Annotated in this window: 19 protein-coding genes; 6 read left to right on the top strand and 13 right to left on the bottom strand. The window is 38.6% G+C overall.

Going from position 1 to position 22,735, the window contains the following annotated elements; all coding sequences use genetic code 11:
- Positions 1-39: 39 nt before the first annotated feature.
- Both IO68_RS25675 and IO68_RS25670 read right to left on the bottom strand, forming a co-directional pair.
- Entirely contained in the window at positions 40-492 is a 453-nt protein-coding gene (locus IO68_RS25675; protein ID WP_026094042.1) for a DUF2946 domain-containing protein, read from the bottom strand.
- Positions 493-674: 182 nt separating this feature from the next.
- Entirely contained in the window at positions 675-1,376 is a 702-nt protein-coding gene (locus IO68_RS25670) for a VIT family protein (protein WP_031234802.1), read from the bottom strand.
- 229 nt (positions 1,377-1,605) lie between these two features.
- Here IO68_RS25670 and IO68_RS25665 point away from each other — a divergent pair, with 229 nt between their 5' ends.
- A complete protein-coding gene (locus IO68_RS25665) occupies positions 1,606-2,820 on the top strand; it encodes a tetratricopeptide repeat protein (RefSeq protein ID WP_023013406.1) in 1,215 nt (404 codons plus the stop codon).
- Positions 2,821-2,823: 3 nt separating this feature from the next.
- On the top strand, positions 2,824-3,951 hold the full coding sequence (gene wecB, locus IO68_RS25660; protein WP_023013405.1) for a non-hydrolyzing UDP-N-acetylglucosamine 2-epimerase: 1,128 nt from the start codon (positions 2,824-2,826) through the stop codon (positions 3,949-3,951).
- Between the two features lie 16 nt (positions 3,952-3,967).
- Here wecB and IO68_RS25655 read toward each other — a convergent pair whose 3' ends face one another.
- The 9 genes from IO68_RS25655 to IO68_RS25615 all read right to left on the bottom strand — a co-directional run bounded on the left by IO68_RS25655 (position 3,968) and on the right by IO68_RS25615 (position 14,560).
- Positions 3,968-4,765, bottom strand: coding sequence for a hypothetical protein (locus IO68_RS25655; protein WP_023013404.1), 798 nt, complete (start codon positions 4,763-4,765; stop codon positions 3,968-3,970).
- Positions 4,766-4,820: 55 nt separating this feature from the next.
- Positions 4,821-6,668, bottom strand: coding sequence for a hypothetical protein (locus IO68_RS25650; RefSeq protein ID WP_023013403.1), 1,848 nt, complete (start codon positions 6,666-6,668; stop codon positions 4,821-4,823).
- On the bottom strand, positions 6,669-7,919 hold the full coding sequence (locus IO68_RS25645) for a glycosyltransferase family 2 protein (protein WP_023013402.1): 1,251 nt from the start codon (positions 7,917-7,919) through the stop codon (positions 6,669-6,671). It lies immediately after the preceding gene.
- Positions 7,906-8,808 (bottom strand): hypothetical protein, encoded by a 903-nt coding sequence (locus tag IO68_RS25640; RefSeq protein ID WP_023013401.1) that lies wholly within the window; start codon positions 8,806-8,808, stop codon positions 7,906-7,908. Before IO68_RS25640 ends, IO68_RS25645 begins: the two co-directional genes overlap by 14 nt.
- The gene (locus IO68_RS25635) at positions 8,809-9,555 is read right to left on the bottom strand and encodes a hypothetical protein (protein ID WP_023013400.1); all 747 of its coding nucleotides are present in this window, start codon (positions 9,553-9,555) and stop codon (positions 8,809-8,811) included.
- Between the two features lie 151 nt (positions 9,556-9,706).
- Positions 9,707-11,149: a cryptochrome/photolyase family protein gene (locus IO68_RS25630; RefSeq protein WP_023013399.1), complete on the bottom strand. Its 1,443-nt coding sequence runs from the start codon at positions 11,147-11,149 to the stop codon at positions 9,707-9,709.
- A 115-nt stretch (positions 11,150-11,264) separates the two neighbouring features.
- Positions 11,265-11,747 carry an FKBP-type peptidyl-prolyl cis-trans isomerase gene (locus tag IO68_RS25625; protein WP_004878390.1) on the bottom strand — a complete coding sequence of 161 codons (483 nt, stop codon included), beginning with the start codon at positions 11,745-11,747 and terminating at the stop codon, positions 11,265-11,267.
- Between the two features lie 113 nt (positions 11,748-11,860).
- The gene (locus IO68_RS25620; RefSeq protein WP_023013398.1) at positions 11,861-13,147 is read right to left on the bottom strand and encodes an NAD(P)/FAD-dependent oxidoreductase; all 1,287 of its coding nucleotides are present in this window, start codon (positions 13,145-13,147) and stop codon (positions 11,861-11,863) included.
- A gap of 93 nt (positions 13,148-13,240) precedes the next feature.
- The gene (locus IO68_RS25615) at positions 13,241-14,560 is read right to left on the bottom strand and encodes a D-alanyl-D-alanine carboxypeptidase PBP6B (RefSeq protein WP_031234800.1); all 1,320 of its coding nucleotides are present in this window, start codon (positions 14,558-14,560) and stop codon (positions 13,241-13,243) included.
- 170 nt (positions 14,561-14,730) lie between these two features.
- Here IO68_RS25615 and IO68_RS25610 point away from each other — a divergent pair, with 170 nt between their 5' ends.
- A complete protein-coding gene (locus tag IO68_RS25610) occupies positions 14,731-16,434 on the top strand; it encodes a M61 family metallopeptidase (RefSeq protein ID WP_023013396.1) in 1,704 nt (567 codons plus the stop codon).
- Between the two features lie 84 nt (positions 16,435-16,518).
- Here the strand turns inward: IO68_RS25610 and uraH are convergent, their stop codons facing one another.
- The gene (gene uraH / locus IO68_RS25605) at positions 16,519-16,917 is read right to left on the bottom strand and encodes a hydroxyisourate hydrolase (protein ID WP_023013395.1); all 399 of its coding nucleotides are present in this window, start codon (positions 16,915-16,917) and stop codon (positions 16,519-16,521) included.
- Between the two features lie 491 nt (positions 16,918-17,408).
- Here uraH and IO68_RS25600 point away from each other — a divergent pair, with 491 nt between their 5' ends.
- Together IO68_RS25600 and IO68_RS25595 are read left to right on the top strand one after the other, a co-directional pair.
- Positions 17,409-19,640 carry an NADP-dependent isocitrate dehydrogenase gene (locus IO68_RS25600; protein WP_023013394.1) on the top strand — a complete coding sequence of 744 codons (2,232 nt, stop codon included), beginning with the start codon at positions 17,409-17,411 and terminating at the stop codon, positions 19,638-19,640.
- A 114-nt stretch (positions 19,641-19,754) separates the two neighbouring features.
- On the top strand, positions 19,755-20,399 hold the full coding sequence (locus IO68_RS25595) for a hypothetical protein (RefSeq protein ID WP_023013393.1): 645 nt from the start codon (positions 19,755-19,757) through the stop codon (positions 20,397-20,399).
- A gap of 61 nt (positions 20,400-20,460) precedes the next feature.
- Here the strand turns inward: IO68_RS25595 and IO68_RS25590 are convergent, their stop codons facing one another.
- A complete protein-coding gene (locus IO68_RS25590; protein ID WP_007481676.1) occupies positions 20,461-21,264 on the bottom strand; it encodes an rRNA large subunit pseudouridine synthase E in 804 nt (267 codons plus the stop codon).
- A 194-nt stretch (positions 21,265-21,458) separates the two neighbouring features.
- Between IO68_RS25590 and icd the strand changes: the two genes are divergently transcribed.
- Complete coding sequence (gene icd / locus IO68_RS25585; RefSeq protein ID WP_023013392.1) at positions 21,459-22,715, top strand: NADP-dependent isocitrate dehydrogenase; 1,257 nt, start codon at positions 21,459-21,461, stop codon at positions 22,713-22,715.
- Positions 22,716-22,735 lie beyond the last annotated feature (20 nt).

Raw genomic sequence — 22,735 nt, 5'->3', positions numbered from 1 at the left:
ATAAAACTCACTTTCTCAATAATTTAGTTAAATAAATGATTACATTGAGAAAGCAAAAGGAGGGGCTCGACCTTGGGGGATGAGAAATAAACGCTGTAATGAGAAAAAGAACGCGATAAAAACTTGATATAAGTGTAAAAAGCGGACTTGTAAGCGAACAAAAACTTCTTTAACTCCAAGTGTTGGAGGCGCAACTAAATGCCCATAAAAGAAACAGAATGGACATTGATGGTTAAAGTCGTGTTGATGCGAATGATGTGTCGAATCAAAATGTACATGATCGCTTGTTGAGTGATTATGTTCTAAATGATTTTGATGTGATGTATGTGCTGAGTGAGCAGTGTGTTCGTGTTTCATTTGGGAAGACAGATGCGTTACAGTCTCACAAGCTGGAGAAATTTGATATTTCTCTGGCAATAGAGGCTGCAAGAAGACAGCTATCTGTAATGCTATTGTTGCAAAAGCAAACAATATCCCAAGTCGATGTATCAAGACACTTCTCTACATTGGTTACTTCAAACCAGCAAGTTGAGATTTCAAGTAATTCTTACTAGCTAACTCAACTTTCGATTAGTAGTCATCATACACCTAAATTTAAGAAAAATCTTATATATAAAATACATATATTATTATTTTTTAATATAATTTACTAAGTAATGATTTTACTCACTTTTCTAAAGGGGCTGAACGTTGAATAAAGAACCGACCCAAGCTGAAAATGCCATTGCTAAAATTCCCCACAAGGTAATACGTAAGCTGCCTTTGAGCATTGAGGTCTTTGCAAAATAACTCGATAAAGCACCTAAAAATGCAAGAGAAATAATACCTGTAATTAATACTGACTGAGCTACCCATTCGTGTGAACTGAGTAGAATCGCTAACATAGGCAACGCTGCGCCACATGAAAATGATGCTGCTGATGAAAGCGCTGCTTGCACAGGGTTTGCTGCGGTATTTTCATGAATACCGATTTCATCACGAGCATGTGCACCAAGCGCGTCATGAGCTGTTAACTGTACAGCAACTTCATGGGCGAGTTCAGGGCTCAAACCACGCGAAATATAAATTTGAGTTAATTCTTTTAGCTCGGCATGAGGGTTTTTTTCAAGTTCATGGGCTTCTGAACGTAGATCAGATTGCTCAATATCTTCTTGTGATTTAACAGAAATATATTCTCCAGCAGCCATAGATGTAGCACCAGAAATCAAGCCTGCAATACAAGTAACTAAAAGTGTATGAGAGCTAGCGCCACTAGCTGCCATCCCCATAATTAAACTGGTTACAGAGATAATTCCATCATTTGCACCAAGTACGGCTGCACGAAGCCAGCCAGAACGCTGCATAACATGGATTTCAGAGTGGTGAGAATGCGACATAATTTTACTCGTATGAAAATATTGTTGGTTATCTACAAAGTGATGTCTTCAAGTTTTATTTTTTGGTTTTATCAATGATTCATCAACTTAACTTACTTATAAAATAACTTATTTTAACGATATCAGAACAGCTGTTTAGTTATAATATGTGAATAATTCACCGTTTTAACTCTTTGTTTAATCTACTATTCATAGTAGTTGCGCTGAGTGCTTTTAGTTGAGATATAAAATGAACTATTCTAAGAAAAAGCCCATAACATATTCATTATTAGCTTTCAGTTTAATGTTTCCTTTTCAATCCTCATTCAGTGCCGAGGCTGGTTTTGTAAAAGAGGGAGATGCTGAGTATAAGCCTGGCAACCCGATTTATGATCGTTGGGATCAATTCTATAAGCTTGAGCCAAATCAGCCAGAGCAGGCTGAAAAAGTTTTGCTAGAACTGAGCGAAATTACACCTCAAGATGTAAAGGTTTGGAAAAGTTTAACTTATCTACAAATTCGCCTAAATAAACAAGATCAAGCACTTCAGAGCGTACAACAAGCCTCAAAACTTGCCCCGCAAGATGATCAACTTAAATTACAACAAGCCTATCTGTTAAATCAGCTCAAAAAAGACAAAGATGCATTACCGATTTTTAAGGATTTAACAACTTCAAATAACCCAGAAATTGCGAGTAAAGCACAAGAGGCGGTACGTAATTTAAGCGGTGGTGCTGTAAAACCAATATTTAAAGATATCTATTTCGCTCCGTCATATGAGTCACGTTACGATGATTTTATTTTTCCATTAAAAATGCGCTATGGGAAAAACTTAGATAATGGACGTGCACAAGTTTATGGTTTTATAAACCTTAACCGAGATACAAAGTCTAAAGGTGGTGTTCGACCAGAGATTATTGATGAGAATGCTGTAACTGTTGGTGTTGGTGCAAATTATCAACCTTGGACGTCAATACCAGTTCGAGCTTATTTAGAAGTTGGTGGCAGTTATGATCTGATTGATCGTAATCGCGATAAATTCCGTGAAAGTGTGGTCGGTGGTGTAACAGGTTATCAAGAGTGGTATGCCAATCCAACCATTGAACAACGTACAGTTTGGAATGACTATTTTACTGACTTATATGGAAACATAGCGAGTTATTCCAGAGAGGACTATAGCGTGATTGCTGATTTGAGATTACGTTCAGGTTTTAATGTATATCGAGGTGAAGCTGGTACGGTACAGGCCTATGGCAAATTACATGCCTTAGCCGATTCAAAAGGTGAAAACTACAATAACTTATTTGAATATGGTGCTGGTGTGGCATGGCAACCATTTAACTACATACCTGTGAAAATTCGTGTTGAACGTCTATATGGGAACTATTTTAAAGATGCTTTGGCGGATGGTACTGACAGCTATAACAATACTCGTACCGAACTTGTTTTTTATAAGGATTTTTAAATAATGAAGAAACTTATTTCAATCGTATTTGGAACAAGACCTGAATTAATTAAGTTAGCACCAGTGATTCTTCAGGCCCAACAAGATCAACGGTTTCAAGTCGAAGTTATTTTTACTGGGCAACATGATGAGTTAGTACGCGATGCGATTGATTTTTTCCAAATCAAAATTGATCATCGTTTAAAAATGATGAATGCTGGTCAAAGTCTAAATCAGCTCCTCATTCAAGGTCTTGGTCAGCTCGAAAATATTTTTAATGATGGTAAACAGCGTGATGCGGTCATCATTCAAGGCGACACAACGACAGTTTTAGCTGCTGGTCTTGTCGCATTTTCTATGAAAATTCCAGTCGCTCATGTTGAAGCTGGTCTGCGATCATTTGATTTAGATCATCCATTTCCTGAGGAAGGCAATCGTCAGCTTGTGTCCCGTGTTACGAAATGGCATTTTGCTCCGACAGAACAATCTAAGCTCAATTTGCTGCAAGAACATATTGCTGAAGAAAGTATTACGGTTACAGGAAATACTGTTGTGGATGCAGTGTATTTAGGTCGAGAGCTTATCCATAAACAAGGGAGCGAAAGTAATCATCTTGAACAGCATGGTTTAAACTTCCCAAAAGAGGCTCGAGTTGTATTAATTACAGCACATCGTCGTGAGAATTTTGGTGAAGGTATTCAAAATATTTGTGCTGCTGTTGAATATCTAGCACGACAATTTAAAGATGTACATTTTGTATGGCCTGTTCATTTGAATCCAGCAGTGCATGATATCGTGCACGCAAAATTTAGTGATCATGCTCAGGTTCATCTGGTTAAACCACTTGATTATCCAAGTTTGTTGGCAGTAATTGATCGTGCTGAATTCATATTGACGGATTCTGGTGGTCTGCAAGAGGAGAGCCCATCATTCCATAAACCAGTTCTTATTCTAAGAGAAACAACGGAGCGTCCTGAGGTTGTTCAGGTTGGTGCTGGTATTTTGGTAGGAACTGATCAAGGGAAGATTGTGAATGAAGCAGAAAAGTTACTTTCTGATCGTGAGCACTATAATCTGATGGCAAATGCACCAAATCCTTTTGGTGATGGTAAGGCATCATTAAGAATTTTGGATCAAATTGCTTTTGGATAAACCAGATGATGGTTAATCAACCATAACGCAATTTATACCATAATGTAACAGCATAAACAGTCCAGCGGTTCATGTAATGTGGGCCGTCAAAAATATAAACTTTTTGACCTTCATAAGCTTTTAATTGTTCAGCGATTTCCCAAGGATATGCTGAACGAAATTGTCCATTTTTCCTTGGCCTAAATGCTTCTAATACAATAATGATATGTTCTTTACCAAACTCAAGTTGAAGCTGTTCCAAAGTCTTTCTTGCTTGTTCAGGAGTACGAGTTCCTACACCGACGCCATCCTGAAAGAACACACCAGTATGCTCAGGTAACCAACTTCTTAACCAAGAATCTAAGTGATGTGGTGTTTGCTCAGCGCTATAAATACTGATCCAGACTGGCTTGGCTAGAATATTAATCGCTTTAGCTAGATCGTCTACACAAATCCATGTTGGATCTGCTTCTACGGGGAAGTAATATCCTTTAAGCGGGTATGATTGAGTTTGCTCAATAATTTTTTTTGAGTGTGTTGCCAGATTTACAACATTTGCTCGTGCTGTTTTTTCATCATATTCACCAGCAAGACCTAAAATAATATTTTCTGCCCACGGTTTTTGATTCAGTTTTTTTAGGCTGATATTCTTTTCCCATTTGGGAAAATCCATATCGAGATCAAACCAAGATTTTGATTCAACAATCGACCACTGTGGAACAAAAGTATTTACCCCTAATAAGTCCCAATTTCCCTTGGGGGCAGTTGTGGCTAGGTCTGGTTGCCAAAACATACCTTCAATTTGAGGAGGTTGTATGTCAGGGCTACTGTGCATACAACCTGAGGCAATTAGCGCTGAGAGAATAAGGCCAATTATAATTGATTTTTTTTTAGTCGGCCTTGTTGTTATCATTGCGACGTTTTCGCCAATACCAGAATAGAATCACCATTATAATGATCGTAGAGATGGTAACAATCAAGATGAAAAATGAAGATTGTTGTACTAAAGGCGCTTTTTGATTACCAACGATGATTTTTTGCAAAATAAAAACTTGGCCATTTTCAGCAACTAAAATCTTGCTGGCATTATTTGGAATGTCATGCTGAATTTTATCCCAAAGTCGTGTAAAGTTCTGTGCTCCCTCTAACGAGTCTGTAATAACATCAAAACGTTGATCATGTGAACTCACCAAAAAACCACGTGCAGTTGCTGGTGCATATATCACGTCAGGGTGCATTAAAACTTGTTGTCGATATATATTTGGATTGACTTGAACGTTTAAGACTTCTGGTTTGGCATTGTCAAACTTCACTAGGTTTAATGGCACAGGATCATTGGTCATCAACATTTTCTTGGCTGTTTGACTAATTGCAATCGCCATTTCTAAACTACCAGGATGGCTATCTATTGCGATGGTTGGGTGAGTTGCAAAGCTTACTGAGAGTGATCCAACACCGTTTTTCATTTTATGTGGTAGTTTTACGGTTGATTTTTGGGTATCAATCCATAATGAACCTTTTGCCGTCGGTAAACACTGTGAGTTTACAATCACCGAGTTTTCCAACTTCATGCTAAACGTTGTGTCATTAGAAATATTTTTAGCAAAGTAGTTGAATTGACGATTGACTGGGTCAGATGCCAAGTCAGCAGTTTTTAAACTGCCTGCTAATCCACCATCAATCCATGTGGTGATATTTGAGCCTTCGAGTAAACCACTTTGTACGCGAAGTGCAATTTGACCTTGTAAGATATCGGTTGGTTGCCAAACAGCAGGGAAGTTTAAGAATAGATTTTTCTCAGCTTGGTTTAATCGAAAATCACTAATCCCCAGATCGGCAAGCGTTTTAATTTCTTTCAACTGTGCCCAGTTAGGTGCAGCAATTTTATTTGGAAGATATGTTGCCGAAGTATCTAACTGATCTAAATAATTAGTATTGAGTAAGCCATTGATTGCCGATTTTAGTTTCTCAGGTTGGTCATATTGAATTTCTAAAGTAGGGATATCATCCTTTAGAATAATTTGAGCGAATGTGCCATTTGGTAAAGGTGTTGCTGACTTTTTCAGTTCAATAAAGAAATTAGCAGGTTGATTCGTCGGCGCATTTTGTTCGTACCATTTGATTTGAGTAACTGGCGTCCATGCACTCACTAAGCGACCAAGCATCGAAGCTTCAGTTAAGTTGGCGGGGTTATATTTTAAAACACCGATAAAAGGTGTTGGACGCACAATTTGTGGATTGAATAGGGCATCAGGTAAGTCTTTCAGTTTGTAAACTGGGCGATGACGTAAATAATCTATTTTTGAGTTGGTTAGGTAGGTAACTTGATCCACATCTTCACTACAGAATGTCGTGCGATTCGCTGCAGGTGAAGTTGATGGTGAATATTGTTGCAGAATAAAATCAAGGCGATGGAAGCCACTTTTACTCGCAGGAATATTAAAACTCAGTTCACCCGTGCCGTTGAGCATAGTGTTATAGATGAGTTTGTCATCATATTTCACCAGTAGGGATGTGTAGTGTTCAGTTGCATATTCACTGCTGAAACGAATACTTTGCCATTCTGAACCTTTTCCGATATAGAAATAGTGGGGCTCAATGGTGTATTTATTTGAGGTATCAATATTGTCAAAAGTCCAAGTATTCCATGTCTCTGCATTGGATAAAATCGGCAAAGAGAGCGCTGCGCTGGTTAAAAGAACTTTCAATACTTGATGATGTAATGGATTTTTTTTCATTTATTTTCTCTCTTTGCTACGTTCAGTTTTGTACCACTGTAATGAGTTTCCCTGTATTTTATTTTTCAACATATCGTATGCTGCTTTGAAAACGATGAATAAGAAAATTTGGGAATAGGTTACATAGGATAAAACTGAGAAGAAATACAGTTGTGGTTTTGCTCTTTCTAATGAAAGCGTGAACCACATTTGGGCAACATATAAGCAAAATGATAAGCCCCAAAGTAAGGTGAATGGACCCGCAAGTGTGATCCCTGCAATACCGAGTAAGCCTAAGCTTAACGTGATATGACTCCATATTAGTGCTGGCACAAACAGTACATAGCACATGATGTTATTAAAGATCTCGATCCCAATTGGAAAAGGTTTTCTTAAAGCAATAGGTAAATATTTACTGGTTACATAAAAGTTACCTTGTGTCCAACGAGAACGTTGTTTGAAAAATACGCTGAGTGAAGGAGGGTCTTGTTGCCAACCCACCGCGTAAGGCACCCATTTGATTCTTCGCTGACCCAAGAAAATCCTAAAGCTCATTTCAGTATCATCTACCAGCGATTTTTCATCGAAACCACCTAAGGTTTCTAAGGCATCACGCCAGATCACATAGTTGGTTCCCATCAATGTTGAGAGCTCAAAACGTTGCCAGCGTCCACCTTGGAAAATCCACTGAAAGAAAATAAATTCAATTGCAATAAAGCGAGTCAAAATACTATCTCGCCAGTTCCGTGTACGAACCTTACCGTTTACCGCAACTAACTTTTTATCAGCAATTAAGGTTTGAGCAAGTAAACGGACGCAATCTGGTTCAGGGGTGCTGTCGGCATCATAAACAACGATTAATTCACCTTTGGCATGTGGTAAACCGTTATTTAAAGTGCGAGATTTACCTTTTCCTCCCATACCCTTCGGGACATTGACGATTTTAATACAGGGATAAATTGCTGCCATGCCCTCCGCGATTTCTAAGGTATTGTCTTTAGAACCATCATTGATCAGTAAGACTTCATAGGCATGAGCTGGATAATCTTGTTGTGCAATTGCATGTAAAGTATCTTCGATAACAACGCCTTCGTTATAGGCGGGAATCAAGACACTTAAAAATGGCCATTGCTCAGGCACAGGCATATTTTCGAGTTCGCGGGCGGCATTTTTTGAGTATTTCCAAGCTTGATAACTGAGCCATGCCCAAAAGGCTTGGGGAATCCAAATACCCAAAAAACCAAATAAGAAAAGAACATCAATTGCGGGCATTTATTCTTCTCCTACGAATGATTGACATAATCAGGATCAGCAATAAAGTGCATCCGAGTAATAAAGAAATCCATGAAATCGAGCTACCAAATGTACTTAATAAGCTTGGATAACGGGCAGAAAAGATATAATCGAGTGGAATTACCACGGTACTCATCACTATTAAAAAGTAACCCGATGGGCTGGTTTTTACTCCCTGAGGTGTACTTTGAAACTTGGTCTTATGTATTTTCCAAGAAATTCCAAGCTGTGGATATTCAATATTATTTAGAGACATATTCTCAGGAGGATTGATAATCACTTGATAACCTGAACTTAATGTCGCATCTGTGGTCGCGTTATAAAAATATTGTTGTTTACGTTGGATGGCACGAGCTGGAATATTTAAATCATCGTCTTGTGATTGGATGATATAACTCCCCGCAGGTTGTGAAATGATGTTTTCATCCCAGCCTGTTTGTACAAACGCAACCAACGGTCGTAAACCAATTGCAGTAGAAAAAGTCGCTTTAGATGCAAAGTATCTTGATTGCTTCATTTGATAGTAAGCAACAGGAATAGCACCTTCACTCACTGCTTTTTTAATTCTTATATAATCAATTAAACTAAAATATTCATTGGGTAAAATAACACCAGGCTTAATACCGTGTTCAACTAACTTTTGAAAACTTTCAGACTGTAATTGATCGGAAGTGAATACTGGCCACCATGTCGGAGGCTTTGAAAAAAAGTGCGGAATTGCCTGAGTAGATTGGATTTGCGTTAATGAGTCATCATAACGACGCTCAATTTTACAATGATAATATTGTTGATAAAAATCCTGTAAGGTTTGATCTGGGAAATTAGCGGTTGCCACTAATATTCCGCAAATGTTTACGATCACTGACATTTATGCATCTCCACTAATAGGAGCAACGCATTCATTGTGTTGTTCAATTTGAAGCTTAAGCACGCTTAGTTCTTGTAAGCGTTGTACAAATAGAGGGGGGGAGAGGTCATCATCTGATTTATTTTCATGAATGACAATACTTCTAATTTCACTAAGCTCTTCACTAATGAAATGATAAATGACACTGTCTTGATCACTTGATAAAATCTCCATGATCTTATTCTGAGTTTCTTTCCAAATATCTTCACCTAACATTTCTCGGATAAGAACAGTGTTAGTGATATGTATGCTAAAAACTTTATAATGATCTTTTTGAGTGAGTTTCAATAACTTGCGTAATTCAACCTGAAAATGATTTAAAGCTGTTAACGGTAAAATATCATGTTGATAGTTTCGATCATAACTTTGAATATCACGATAAGTTTTAAGGGCGTTTTGAATATTATGACGTACGGCACTCATAAAAATTGGTGCCATTGGAATCACAAAAAGTAAGAGTAACTGTCTTTCAATATAGGTTTGATTGGCTAAATCTAAGGCAAAATAAACAGCCATACTTACGAATGCAACTAAGCCTAAAATCAGTGCTAAACCGACATTTAAAAAAGCACCCGAGATTAATAAGAGCAATAGGAAAATCCAACTACCGCGATAAGTTGCAGGCAGCCACTCATATGCGATTATTCCCATAAAAATTTGAGAAGAGATAATCCATAAGACGAGGGCTGGAGCAGGATTTTTTTGCATAATAGTTTTAATTTTATTAAATTATTCTGTGATTAATTTAGCATTTTAGCCGTATGCATTCGATTGTTTTATGTTATTTATTTTTTAAAATAATTGTATAAAACAGTAACATAAATTTTTTATCTATTAAATTTATGATATGCGAGGCAACTTATAAGTAAGTCTTAAATACTTCAATCGCTTTTGCTCTTGATGTCTTTAGATCAACCATAGGGCGTGGATAATCTAGGTGTTTTATTGTATTTTTTGCATAAGGATCATGGATGGTTTTAGCATCTAAATGGGCAAGTTCAGGTACCCAATGTCGAATATAATCACCATTTTCATCGAATTTCTGTGATTGGCTGATTGGGTTGAAAATACGGAAATAAGGAGCAGCATCTGTTCCTGTTGAAGCACACCATTGCCAGCCACCATTATTGGCTGCCAAGTTTCCATCAATCAACTGTTGCATAAACCATTGTTCACCTTTGCGCCAGTCGATGAGTAGATTTTTGCTGAGGAACATGGCACAGATCATGCGAACACGATTGTGCATCCAGCCAGTCGCTAAGAGTTGACGCATACCCGCATCAACAATTGGAATCCCTGTTTGCCCTTGTTGCCATCGTTCCAGTCCACTCGGATCATCATTCCATGTGATTTTTTGAGTAGATGCTTTAAATGGCTGATGCTTAGAAACTTGCGGGAAGTCAAATAAGATATGTTGATAAAATTCACGCCACAACAACTCATCTAACCATGTCTGTTGACCTTCAGACTCAATTAAAAAATCACCATGTTGTTGCCTAAATAAAGCTTGGATGCACTGTCGAATAGAAATAATGCCGATATTTAAGTAAGCGGATAATTGGCTCGTTCCAGATTGAGATGGAAAGTCTCTTGCTGTTTTATAGTCTGTGACATGATCTTTGATAAATTGATCTAATAACGATAAAGCATAAGATTCTCCAACAGGCCATTCTGTTAAATGGCGATCCTTGATTTGGGTCAAGTAAACAGAACGTAATGTTTCGATATCCGCTGTTGAGTATTGAGCAATATCAATCTGGATTTTATTTTGTGGAGATGGCGCTGGATAGCATTGTGGTAAACCATGTTCTAGACGTTGGTAGCAGGTTTTTTTGAACGCGCCAAAAACTTGGTAAGGCGCATCTGATTGATTGCGGATCGAGGCAATCGGAAATAAGGTACGATCATGAAAAAGATGAAACTCTTTTTTTTGTGAATTGAAAAAGGCTTGTACTTCCTTATCTCGTTTTAACTCGTTGACTCCGAGTTCGATATTGGCAAAGATGTTTTCAATCTGAATCTCTTGCAGAAGTGCGTTGAAGTAATCAGGAATGTCTTTCCAAAGATCAATGTTTTTTATAATCAGCGGAATATTGAGTGCGTTTAGTTGTTGTTCCAATGTTTGTAATTGGCGTAAATAAAAATCTATTTTAATCGCTGCATCATCATGTCGTTGCCATTGTGCAGGTGACAAAATGCAGATTGCAATGCAAGGACCAGCTTGAGTTGCATGCCATATCGCAGCATGATCATGGATTCTTAAATCTTGGCGAAACCAAATTAACTGATAAGCATTTGACATAGAATGGCTGTATTAAAATTTAATTTAAAAGATTAATTATTATTTTATCTAAGTCTATGTGAAGAAAAAGCAAAGCCGAAGCTTTGCTTTTTTAAAATCTAATTCAAGAAATGAATTAGTGGTGGTGACCACCTACACCGTGTACGTGACCGTGATCTAATTCTTCTTGAGAAGCGTCACGGATTTCTACGATTTCAACTTCGAAAGTAAGGTCTTGACCAGCAAGCGGGAAGTTTGCATCAACGATAACGTTTTCGCCTTCGATCGCTTTAACTGTAACGATTTGAACGCCGTCATCAGTTTGAGCTTGGAATTGCATACCAGGTTGGATGTTGTCTACACCTTGGAACATTTGAGCTGGAACTTCTTGAACTAGGTCAGGATTGTATTCGCCGTAACCTTCAGCAGCTGGAACGTTTACAGTGAATTTCTCACCAACAGTTTTGCCTGTAAGTGCATTTTCTAAACCAGGAATGATGTTGCCCGCGCCGTGCAAATATGCAAGTGGTTCACCTTGAGATTGATCAAGTGTTTCACCCTCAGCGTTTGTTAAAGTGTAGTGGAATGAAACCACGTGGTTATTTGCAATAGCAGTCATGTTATTTGATCCATTCAATCAATTTAGGTGTACATCATAAAGTGAAAAATAGGTTCTTTTCCACTTTTTGACACTATTCAACTATAAATGGGAACGAAATTTGAGATTTCAACTCAATACAGTTTAATTTTTGGGCGGACACGACGCGTCAGAAAATCTTTCATGGTTAACATACCTGCTTGGGTATAACCATGAATATTCGCTTGATGCAGTCGGTAGAGTGAGACGTACATCGTTTTTGCAATAAAGCCTTGAACGCTGACATCGCCAAGCAATTCTCCTACAGCTTGATTACGGCTCAATGAAACCAATGAACCTTTATCATTAAAGCTAAACATAGGTTGTGGCGTGCCTGCTATGCGAGCAGCCATTGCATCCACTAGAAACGTTGCTTGCTGACTGGCTACTTGAGCACGAGGGCCCAATGGTGGTTGACGTGCATCTAACTGGCAATTCGCGCAGTCACCAAAAGCAAAGACATTTTGGTCTGAGTAGGTTTGTAGTGTCGCGTAAACCATCAAACGATTAATCTTATCTCGTTTGAAATCCTCGAAACTTTCTAAAACCTTAGGTGCTTTTACACCTGCTGCCCATACTGTGATATCTGAATGGATAACTTCACCATGGCTAAAATAGACATTTGATTCATCCACTTTTTGGACTTTATGTTGAGTCAAAATTTCAATGCCCATTTTTTTAAGCTGTTTTGCACTATGCGCAGCAGTCTTTTCATTTAATGCTGGCAAAATACGGTCAGATGCTTCGATCAGCGTAATTTTGACTTGTTTAGGGTCAATTTTCTTCAAGCCATAACGGTAGAAGTTCTTGGTGGTTTCAATTAACTCAGCAGCAAGTTCAACGCCTGTTGCACCCGCACCGACAATTCCAATATTCAAAGCGCGTACATCTGCTTGATTTTGCGCCTCGATGTAAAGATGGAATAAATCTTGTTGGAAAATATCAGCCTGCTGGCGGCTATCTAAGAAATGACAATGTTCACGAACACCTTCTGTTCCAAAATCATTAGATACCGAGCCGACGGCAAGCACTAAGGTATCGTATGTCAGGTTTTGAATTTGAGGCGTGTGTTCTTTGGAAAGCTGTGGGGGAGAAGTCACAATTTGCTTTTGGTCTTTATTGACCTTAATGAGTGTGCCGAGTACAAACTCGAAATGATGCTTTTCAGCGTGGGCAAAATAATTGGTTTGTTCTTCGTGAGGATTGAGAGAGCCAGCGGCTATTTCGTGTAGGAGAGGTTTCCATATGTGTGTGAGGTTTTGATCGACTAGGGTAATTTTAGCTTTCTTTCGTCTACCAAAACGTTCACCTAGTTGTGTTGCAAGCTCTAAACCACCTGCGCCACCGCCCACAATCACGATATGATGTAAGGTTTTGCTCATGATTAACCTAATTATTTTTGTGAAAGGATGGTTGGATTATGCCATCCTTTTTTCACGATTGTATGGTCAATCTTGATAAAAATAGTAGACTTTTTATCCTTGATTTAGAGGGTAAAGTTTGGCAACCTTAGAATCATTGGTTGAAAAAAATGAGAATAAATTAGAGAACCAAATCATAATTTTCTGGAAAATATTAGCCTCTTCAATATGCACATCATTCTCAATCTGAAAGCTGCGAATTAACTGATTATTTTGATAAATTGACACAGTTGCCAAGTTCATCACTTGCATCAATGGTGCAGTTAAATGCTGTTCATTCAACTCAATATTGATATGCGTATTTGTTGTTTGTAATGGCTCAACCGATGTTACTTGCTGGTTAGCATCCACTAAATGAATACGTTGTGTCGTTAAGTCAAAGCTATTTAAGTCGATGGGTGCCGTTGGAGCGTATAAAGAGGTAGTTACAATCGTCGGTTGTTGAGTTTCAACCTTAAACATTTTTAACGTTGATTTAATTACGGGTAACTCAGCGATCAATCTTTGTTGTGGAATAACTTCTTCGTCACGCGTATAGGTATAAGCTAGATTCATAAGCTTATGCGCCACTTCCGCACGCTTTTCCGCACTTGGCGTACCTAGAACCACAACAATCAGACGGCGTTTTTCAACATGAGGATTAAGGGTTGGGCGTTCAGCAGTGAGTGCCAAATTATAACCCGCTGCTTTTGTATAACCTGTCTTTAAACCATCTGCTGTTGGATCCATTTTTAATGCAAGGTTAGTTGCATGATGGAAATGTTGGTTATAGCTAAAGCTTGGCATTTTTGAATAATATAAATATTCTGGTGTTTGTTTCACGATTGCTTTTGCAAGCATGCTCAGATCAGCCGCAGTAGAGTAGTGATCAGTCATCGTGATCCCAGCTGGATTACTAAAGTGAGTGTCTTTCATACCAAGTGCTTGAGCTTCTTGGTTCATTCGAGCAACAAACTGAGGAACACTACCTGAAATCTTTTCCGCAAGTGTTACTGCCGCATCATTGGCAGACATGACAATCAAGCCTGCTAAAAGCTGATCAACAGAAATTTGTTCGCCTGCTTTTAAATACATCTGGGACTCATCCCACATGATGGTATTCACCACAGGCGTTGCCGTAATAACGTCTTCTTTACGTAATTTTCCAGCTTCTATTTCTTTTAAAGCGATATAAGCAACCATCATTTTTGTCAGTGAAGCAGGGGCACGTTGTACATGACTATTGTGCTCTGAAATGATCTGTCCTGACTGAGCATCAATGATAGACCAAGCCTGTACTTCAACTGATTCTGGTGCGATATTAAGTAAATTTGCATGCGCGAAGTTGACACATAGCAAGCTAAACAACGTAAAGAGAGAGAGGATGAATTTCACGTAAACACCTTGTGTTGCCGATCCAATGGCACGAAATGCGAAAGAAGCATCCTATGACTTTTTGGCTATGGAAGCTAGCGACTTTTGCTGACAATTACGACATCTACGCATGACTTTGTAAAAAAATGCTAAGCTGTGAGAAATTGTTCTTATTTTTACGATCTAAAGCTATGTTGCACTACCAAATTGAGTTCGACGATTATCGCCAACATCTTGTTCATGTCACCCTTCGTTTTCTAGCAAATCCTAACCAAGAACTTTGGTTGCCAACATGGATACCGGGTAGTTATTTGGTTCGAGAGTTTTCAAAGCATATCGAATCAGTGAAGGCTTCTGATGAAGCAGGGCGCATACTGAGCATTAAAAAGACAGAAAAGAATCGCTGGCGTTTATTCAATACGGATCATGAATTGATTACGGTTGAATATGATGTCTATGCATATGATTTATCTGTTCGTGGTGCTTATGTTGATCAAACTCGTTTATATATCAACCCAGCATGTGTTTGCTTAGGTTTACAAGATCAAGAACAAGCACCTTGTGAAGTTGAGGTTTTCCTACCTGATGAGCTAAAGCATTTTCAGATTGCAACAGGTCTAACTTCAAAGAGCCTCGTCAAAGGTCGTTTCACTTTAAAAGCTGAAAATTATGATCAGTTGATTGATAGTCCATTTGAACTTGCTGATCAAAGTCGTTTTAGTTTCGTAGCTAATGGTATTTCACATGAGTTTGTGATTTCTGGTAAACACAGTACCGATTTGGATCGTTTAAAAGCAGACATCAAGAAAATCTGTGAAACTGAAATTAACATGTTTGGTTCTGCGCCATTTAAAGACTATACCTTTATGACTATGGCGACTGGTAATAGTTATGGTGGATTAGAACACTGTAATAGTACGAGTTTAATTACGCCACGCGATGACCTTCCAAAAGCAGGCGAAGCTGAAGAACCATCTAAGGATTATCAACGTTTCTTAGGCTTATGTAGTCATGAGTATTTCCATTCATGGTTAGTTAAATTTATCCGTCCTGAAAATTTTGCCAATTATGATTTGCACAAAGAAGGCTACACCAGCTTACTTTGGATTTTTGAAGGTTTCACCTCTTACTATGATGATTTAATTTTATTGCGTAGCGGTGTGATTTCTCAGAAGTCATATTTAGATTTACTCAAAGCACAAATTGATCGTTATTTGCAAAATCCTGGTCGCTTTATTCAGTCAGTTTCTGAGTCGAGTTTTGATGCATGGATTAAATTCTATCGCCAAGATGAGAACTCAAATAATGCGGGAACGAGTTATTACAACAAAGGCAGCTTAGTCGCACTGTGTTTAGATTTAGGATTGCGTTTGCGTGGTTCGAATCTTGACTCTCTCATGCGTCGTTTATATGAAAATACTCAAAATGGGATGCAAGTAAATGATCGTACCATTGTTGAGCTATGCAATGAGTTGACGGGGGATAATTGGATTGAACAAATCAATCACCTCATCAATACTACAGATGAATTACCACTCGATCAGTTGTTTCCTGAGTTTGGTTTAAGTTACAGCATTAAAAATGACAAGGCTTTGCCATTTGGTTTAAAAGTGGCAGATAAGGCGGAAGGTGTTGTGATTCAACAAGTGCGTCGCGAGAGTGCCGCTGCTCAGGCTGGCTTATCTGCTAACGATGTCATTATTGCCGTTGATGGTTTAAAGGCATCTGAAAAACTCTTAGCGAAGTACGCAAAGCAACAAGGCACATTTACAGTTTATGCATTCCGTCGTGATGAATTGTTGCAGTTTGAAATTTCAGCAGGAGAAAATTTACTCTCAACAGTTGAATTTAACATTGATGATCAAGTGAAGTTGGATGCTTGGTTGAAAGGCTGATTTAGTCAATGATCTAAATTCTCGGATCAAGATTTTTATTGGAAAAGAGGGATTCAGTTTTGAGTCCCTCTTTTCCAATTGGATTTAATTTCCACGATATGTTGAATATCCATAAGGACTAATGAGCAGAGGGATATGGTAGTGCTCAAGTTTTCCATCAACAGAAAAGATAACTGGAACTTCTGGGAAAAATGAACTCTGTTTATTCTTTTGAAACCATTCACCTGTTTTAAACGTCACTTTATAAATACCTTTTTCAAAAGGTGTGTCCTGTGGATATAGCGCAGTGATTCGACCTTGTTGATTCGTGGTGCTTTTACTTAGTTCTTTCCATTGATCCTTTTCTTGTTTTTCTAAAATCACTTTTACGCCAGCAGAGGGAAGACCATTCTCTAGATTGAGAACATGCACGCTTAGCGGATTTTGAGCAAAGCTAAAAGATGAAATAAAAATCGCTGAAACTGGAACAAGCGCTTTAATCATGTTTCTGATCCTAAAAATAAAAAAATGATTTTAATCATTTGTTCAAAATTTAGGTTTACAAAATGTATATGAAACTAGAGTCGAATATTCGTTTGGATTAAAACAATCTATTATGAATAGATATTTCTTGTAAAAGATTGGACATATATTTATGTACAAATATAAGTCCAAAGATGAATGCACAAATTGGATAAAGAATATTCATATTGTGGTATTTCGTAGCGAAATGTCGTTATCACGATATATTGCATTGACTGAGAAGTAATCAAAGCTGATACTCTCATGTTTTATTTAATCTAACCGGTTCGTTAGTGGTAAAGCTTAAGCTTTATACTATTATTTCGTAGCGAAATGTCATTATCACGGGATATTGCGTTGACTGCGACAAGATCAGGGCTGATACTCTCAGACCTTATTTAAGCAAACCGGTTTTAAAGGACTGGGTCAAAAGCTCGCTCCTCAAAAACTCAACCTAACACAAGGGGCTATATATGGCTGGTGGAAAGTCAAAAATCATTTACACACTGACTGATGAGGCGCCACTACTGGCGACCTATTCTCTACTGCCGATCATTGAGACCTTTACTAAGCCAGCTGGCATCGAGATTGTCAAGAGTGACATTTCTGTAGCTGCACGTGTACTTGCAGAATTCTCGGACTATTTAAGCGACGAGCAGAAAGTGACTAACAACCTTGCGGAGCTAGGTCGTCTCACGCAAGATCCAGATACAAACATCATTAAGCTTCCAAATATCAGTGCTTCTGTTGCTCAGTTGACTTCATGTATCAAAGAGCTTCAATCAAAAGGTTTTCCAATCCCTGACTATCCAGAAAACCCGACCACTGAAGAAGAGAAAGCAATCAAAGCTCGTTACGGTAAATGTCTTGGTTCAGCAGTAAACCCTGTTTTACGTGAAGGTAACTCTGATCGCCGTGCGCCAACTGCTGTTAAGAATTATGCTAAAAAACACCCGCACTCAATGAGCGAGTGGAAGCAATGGTCACAAACTCACGTTTCACACATGGAAGAAGGTGACTTCTACCACGGTGAAAAATCAATGACGCTTGATCGCGCACGTAACGTAAAAATGGAACTCATCACTAAAAATGGTGAAACCATTGTGCTTAAGCCGAAAGTTGCGCTTCAAGACGGTGAAATCATTGATTCAATGTTTATGAGCAAAAAAGCACTTTGCGATTTCTATGAGAAAGAACTCGAAGATTGTCGTGAAGCTGGTATCTTGTTCTCATTACACGTTAAAGCAACCATGATGAAAGTTTCACACCCGATCGTATTTGGTCACTGTGTGAAAATTTACTACAAAGATGCTTTTGAAAAACACGGTAAGTTATTTGACGAATTAGGTATTAATGTCAATAACGGTATGGCTGGTCTCTACGAGAAAATTGAGACGCTTCCTACATCACTCCGTGAAGAAATTATCGAAGATTTACACGCTTGCCAAGAACACCGTCCTGCATTAGCAATGGTAGATTCAGCAAAAGGCATCACTAACTTCCATTCGCCAAATGACATCATTGTCGATGCATCTATGCCAGCAATGATCCGTGCGGGCGGTAAAATGTGGGGTGCTGATGGTAAGCAGTACGATGCTAAAGCGGTTATGCCTGAATCAACTTTCGCACGTATTTACCAAGAAATGATCAACTTCTGTAAATGGAATGGTAACTTTGACCCACGTACCATGGGAACAGTGCCAAACGTTGGTTTGATGGCGCAAAAAGCAGAAGAATACGGTTCACACGACAAGACTTTTGAAATTTCTGAAGCAGGTGTTGCAAACATCACTGACTTAGACACTGGTGAAGTGTTGATGTCTCAAAACGTTGAGGAAGGCGATATCTGGCGTATGTGTCAGGTGAAAGACGCACCAATCCGTGACTGGGTGAAACTTGCTGTAACGCGTGCGCGTAACTCTGGTATGCCAGCAATCTTTTGGTTAGATCCATACCGTCCACACGAAAATGAGTTGATCAAGAAAGTTGAAGAATATCTGAAAGATCACGATACAGATGGTTTAGATATCCAAATTATGTCGCAAGTTCGTGCAATGCGTTATACGCTTGAGCGCGTAGCTCGTGGTTTAGATACGATTTCTGTAACTGGTAACATCTTACGTGACTACTTAACTGATTTGTTCCCAATCATGGAGTTGGGCACATCAGCGAAAATGTTGTCTATCGTACCGTTGATGGCTGGTGGTGGAATGTACGAAACAGGTGCGGGTGGTTCAGCGCCTAAACATGTACAACAGCTTGTAGAAGAAAATCATTTGCGTTGGGATTCTTTAGGTGAATTCCTTGCACTTGCTGTTTCTTTAGAAGAGCTTGGCATTAAAGAAGATAATAACCGCGCTAAATTGCTTGCTAAAACATTAGATCAAGCAACTGGTAAACTTCTTGATAATGACAAGTCTCCATCACGCCGTACAGGTGAGTTGGATAACCGTGGTAGCCACTTCTACTTGGCAATGTACTGGGCTGAAGCTTTGGCTGCTCAAGGCGAAGATGCTGAGTTAAAAGCTAAATTTGCGCCTCTTGCAAAAGCATTGGCTGAAAATGAACAGAAAATTGTTGCTGAGCTTGCTCAAGTACAAGGTAATGCTGCGGACATCGGTGGTTATTATGCAGTAGATACTGCAAAAGTAAATGCTGTAATGCGTCCAAGTGCTACGCTTAATGCTGCGCTTGAAACAATTTAAGTGTTAATACAGAACTAACAAGCTTGTTGGTAATGTAAAGAGACCGATGCTAAAGCATCGGTCTTTTATTAATATGGATCAAATTTTTAGATTGTTTAGGTTTTAAAGTAAAAAATGGAACAAACTCGGGCTGATGCACATTTTTATGCTTTGATAGCTGCTTTTTTCTTGCTCCATCTAGCCTATTTTATGGTTTCGGAATCTACTTTTAGTTTTATTGAAAATCATCTTTATCAAAAAATACAACATTATGTTGAGGCAGATGAAAAAATAAGAGTTTATGTAGAAAAATATCCAGCTAAAAACACGGTATATTATTTTGAACTTTACAATGATGGAGCTTATTTAGGAGATATTTTTTGTGGATCAACTATGATTAAGTTATGTCGGGAGTGGAGTGATCATCAGTATGGCTTTAAAGTCGAAAATTTAGCCTACGAAGCCCGAGTTAATGATTTAGGTGAGGTGAAGTCGGTTAGAGTTAAATATTTTGACTTAATTAATAATGATAAATATAAAATTATAAATAATAGGGAGTTTTTTTCTCCATCATTATCAACACTTGTCGGTAAATTGGTGATCAGTCTTGTTTTTGCTCTCTGCGTAAATCTTTCGGTCCTGATTTATTGGTGTAAAATTCTTCGTGAAAGACAGCTAAATAAATATAAATATGATTACTTTATAATTTATGGTTGTCCCTTACTTATGTTGGGTTATTTCATAAAATGCATTTTTGATATTTATTCTTTTGTATTCTAAATCATCTGTTGTTTCGGTATATTTTAAAGCCCACTTCCGTGGGCTTTAAAACATCTAAATTCTAACGACCATTACGGGTGCGACCGCGTGGTGCTTTGGTATTTGGACGCGTCGTACCATTGGTCTTACGACGTGGTTTCTCGCTTTCATCCATTTGCCAAATACGCTTTGTACCTGACTTTTTCTTTTCCCCACCTTTTGCATCGCCATCTTTCTTTTTCTGATGCATTGGCTTACCGCCAGTACCACCTGGTTTTTTCACGTAAGAACGAGAGCGATAAGGCTTATCTTCAGGCACATCTTTAAAATCAGGATATAGCAAAGGTTCGATTTCGGTTTGCTCGCCCGGTTGTAAACCCATACGAACTAAATCAATAGAACCAATCTTAGTACGAATCAAACGCAAAGTCGGAAAACCAACAGCAGCTGTCATACGACGAACTTGACGATTACGACCTTCACAGATTTGTAGTTCAATCCAACTCGTCGGAATATTTGCACGGTAACGAACAGGTGGATCACGCTCCCATAACCATTCAGGTGCATCAACTTTGATCGCTTTTGCAGGTAAAGTCATGCCATCAGCAAGTTCAACGCCTTTACGAAGTTGCTCAAGTGCTTCTTCAGTTACATCACCATCAACTTGAGCGAGATAAGTTTTAAATTTCTTATTCACTGGGTTCGTGATGTATTGATTCAAACCGCCGTGATCAGTAAGAAACATTAGACCTTCTGAGTCAAGATCTAATCGACCTGCGAGACGTAAATCAGGGTCGTGAATAAAATGAGCAAGCGTGAGATGAGCTTCATCCTCACGGAACTGCGACAATACGTCGAAAGGTTTGTTAAATACGACTATTTTCATATAAATATACTACTTGGGTTTTAGGCGGCATCACAAAAGTAACGGTTTTTATTTATAGGGAAAATGTTGTTATTTCCCGTATAAATCGCAAACAACCTTTGTTTTGAACTAAACTGTTTCATGTAATAAAAAACGAAAGTATGCCATAGAAGGCATGTATAAATTCGCTAAATACATGAGGGAGAACCTGCAAAATGGGTTATCAGAAGATCGTGGTTCCTGCAGATGGTGACAAAATCACAGTGAATGCAGACCTGTCACTGAATGTTCCAAATCATCCAATCATTCCTTTCATTGAAGGTGATGGTATTGGTGTGGATATTACACCAGCAATGAAAGCAGTAGTAGATGCTGCAGTTTTAAAAGCTTACGGTGGCAAACGTTCGATCGAATGGATGGAAGTTTACTGCGGTGAAAAAGCCGATAAAATTTATGGCACATACATGCCAGAAGAAACATTTGAAGCTCTACGTGAGTTTATTATATCAATTAAAGGCCCATTAACCACACCTGTTGGTCGTGGTATTCGTTCATTGAATGTCGCTTTACGCCAAGAATTAGATTTGTATGTATGTGTTCGTCCTGTGCGCTGGTTTGAAGGTGTACCATCACCAGTACAGCATCCTGAACTAACAGACATGGTAATTTTCCGTGAGAACTCAGAAGATATCTATGCTGGGATTGAATGGAAGGCCGACTCTCCAGAAGCCAAAAAAGTCATTAAATTCCTGCAAGAGGAAATGGGTGTGACCAAAATCCGTTTCCCAGAGGGTTGTGGCATTGGAATCAAACCTGTTTCGAAAGAAGGTACTCAGCGGTTGGTACGCAAAGCAATTCAGTTTGCAATTGATAATGACAAACCTTCTGTGACGCTTGTTCACAAAGGCAATATCATGAAATACACCGAAGGCGCATTCAAAGAATGGGGCTATGAATTGGCTCTTGAGCGTTTTGGTGGTGAGTTATTAGATGGTGGTCCTTGGGTAAAAATTAGGAATCCAAAAACAGGCAAAGACATAATTATTAAAGATGTGATTGCAGATGCCTTCTTGCAACAGATTCTGATGCGACCTGCTGACTATTCTGTGATTGCGACATTAAACCTTAATGGTGATTATATTTCCGATGCGCTTGCTGCTGAGGTTGGGGGAATTGGCATTGCGCCGGGTGCCAATATTGGTGGTGCAATTGCGGTTTACGAAGCAACTCACGGTACAGCTCCGAAATATGCAGGACAGGATAAAGTCAATCCGGGGTCGATTATTTTGTCAGCTGAAATGATGTTACGTGATATGGGCTGGGTAGAAGCTGCTGATTTGATTATCACAGGGGTCTCTGGTGCAATCTCCGCTCGTACTGTGACTTATGACTTTGAGCGTCTAATGCCAAATGCAACTTTGTTACGTTGTTCAGAGTTTGGTCGAGCGATCATTGAGCATATGGAAGATTAACTTTTATTGAGTTAAGAAAA

Source organism: Acinetobacter sp. COS3 (assembly GCF_000475335.1).
Classification (GTDB): Bacteria; Pseudomonadota; Gammaproteobacteria; order Pseudomonadales; family Moraxellaceae; genus Acinetobacter; species Acinetobacter venetianus.
The sequence above is the reverse complement of the archived record's forward strand: the minus strand, read 5'-3'. Positions and strand labels throughout refer to the sequence as shown.

What these genes read in the sequence shown, in the direction of transcription:
- IO68_RS25670 (WP_031234802.1), bottom strand. Translation starts at nt 1,376, where the DNA reads ATGTCGCATTCTCACCACTCTGAAATCCATGTTATGCAGCGTTCTGGC.
- IO68_RS25665 (WP_023013406.1), top strand. Translation starts at nt 1,606, where the DNA reads ATGAACTATTCTAAGAAAAAGCCCATAACATATTCATTATTAGCTTTC.
- wecB (WP_023013405.1), top strand. Translation starts at nt 2,824, where the DNA reads ATGAAGAAACTTATTTCAATCGTATTTGGAACAAGACCTGAATTAATT.
- IO68_RS25655 (WP_023013404.1), bottom strand. Translation starts at nt 4,765, where the DNA reads ATGCACAGTAGCCCTGACATACAACCTCCTCAAATTGAAGGTATGTTT.
- IO68_RS25650 (WP_023013403.1), bottom strand. Translation starts at nt 6,668, where the DNA reads ATGAAAAAAAATCCATTACATCATCAAGTATTGAAAGTTCTTTTAACC.
- IO68_RS25645 (WP_023013402.1), bottom strand. Translation starts at nt 7,919, where the DNA reads ATGCCCGCAATTGATGTTCTTTTCTTATTTGGTTTTTTGGGTATTTGG.
- IO68_RS25640 (WP_023013401.1), bottom strand. Translation starts at nt 8,808, where the DNA reads ATGTCAGTGATCGTAAACATTTGCGGAATATTAGTGGCAACCGCTAAT.
- IO68_RS25635 (WP_023013400.1), bottom strand. Translation starts at nt 9,555, where the DNA reads ATGCAAAAAAATCCTGCTCCAGCCCTCGTCTTATGGATTATCTCTTCT.
- IO68_RS25630 (WP_023013399.1), bottom strand. Translation starts at nt 11,149, where the DNA reads ATGTCAAATGCTTATCAGTTAATTTGGTTTCGCCAAGATTTAAGAATC.
- IO68_RS25625 (WP_004878390.1), bottom strand. Translation starts at nt 11,747, where the DNA reads ATGACTGCTATTGCAAATAACCACGTGGTTTCATTCCACTACACTTTA.
- IO68_RS25620 (WP_023013398.1), bottom strand. Translation starts at nt 13,147, where the DNA reads ATGAGCAAAACCTTACATCATATCGTGATTGTGGGCGGTGGCGCAGGT.
- IO68_RS25610 (WP_023013396.1), top strand. Translation starts at nt 14,731, where the DNA reads ATGTTGCACTACCAAATTGAGTTCGACGATTATCGCCAACATCTTGTT.
- uraH (WP_023013395.1), bottom strand. Translation starts at nt 16,917, where the DNA reads ATGATTAAAGCGCTTGTTCCAGTTTCAGCGATTTTTATTTCATCTTTT.
- IO68_RS25600 (WP_023013394.1), top strand. Translation starts at nt 17,409, where the DNA reads ATGGCTGGTGGAAAGTCAAAAATCATTTACACACTGACTGATGAGGCG.
- IO68_RS25595 (WP_023013393.1), top strand. Translation starts at nt 19,755, where the DNA reads ATGGAACAAACTCGGGCTGATGCACATTTTTATGCTTTGATAGCTGCT.
- IO68_RS25590 (WP_007481676.1), bottom strand. Translation starts at nt 21,264, where the DNA reads ATGAAAATAGTCGTATTTAACAAACCTTTCGACGTATTGTCGCAGTTC.
- icd (WP_023013392.1), top strand. Translation starts at nt 21,459, where the DNA reads ATGGGTTATCAGAAGATCGTGGTTCCTGCAGATGGTGACAAAATCACA.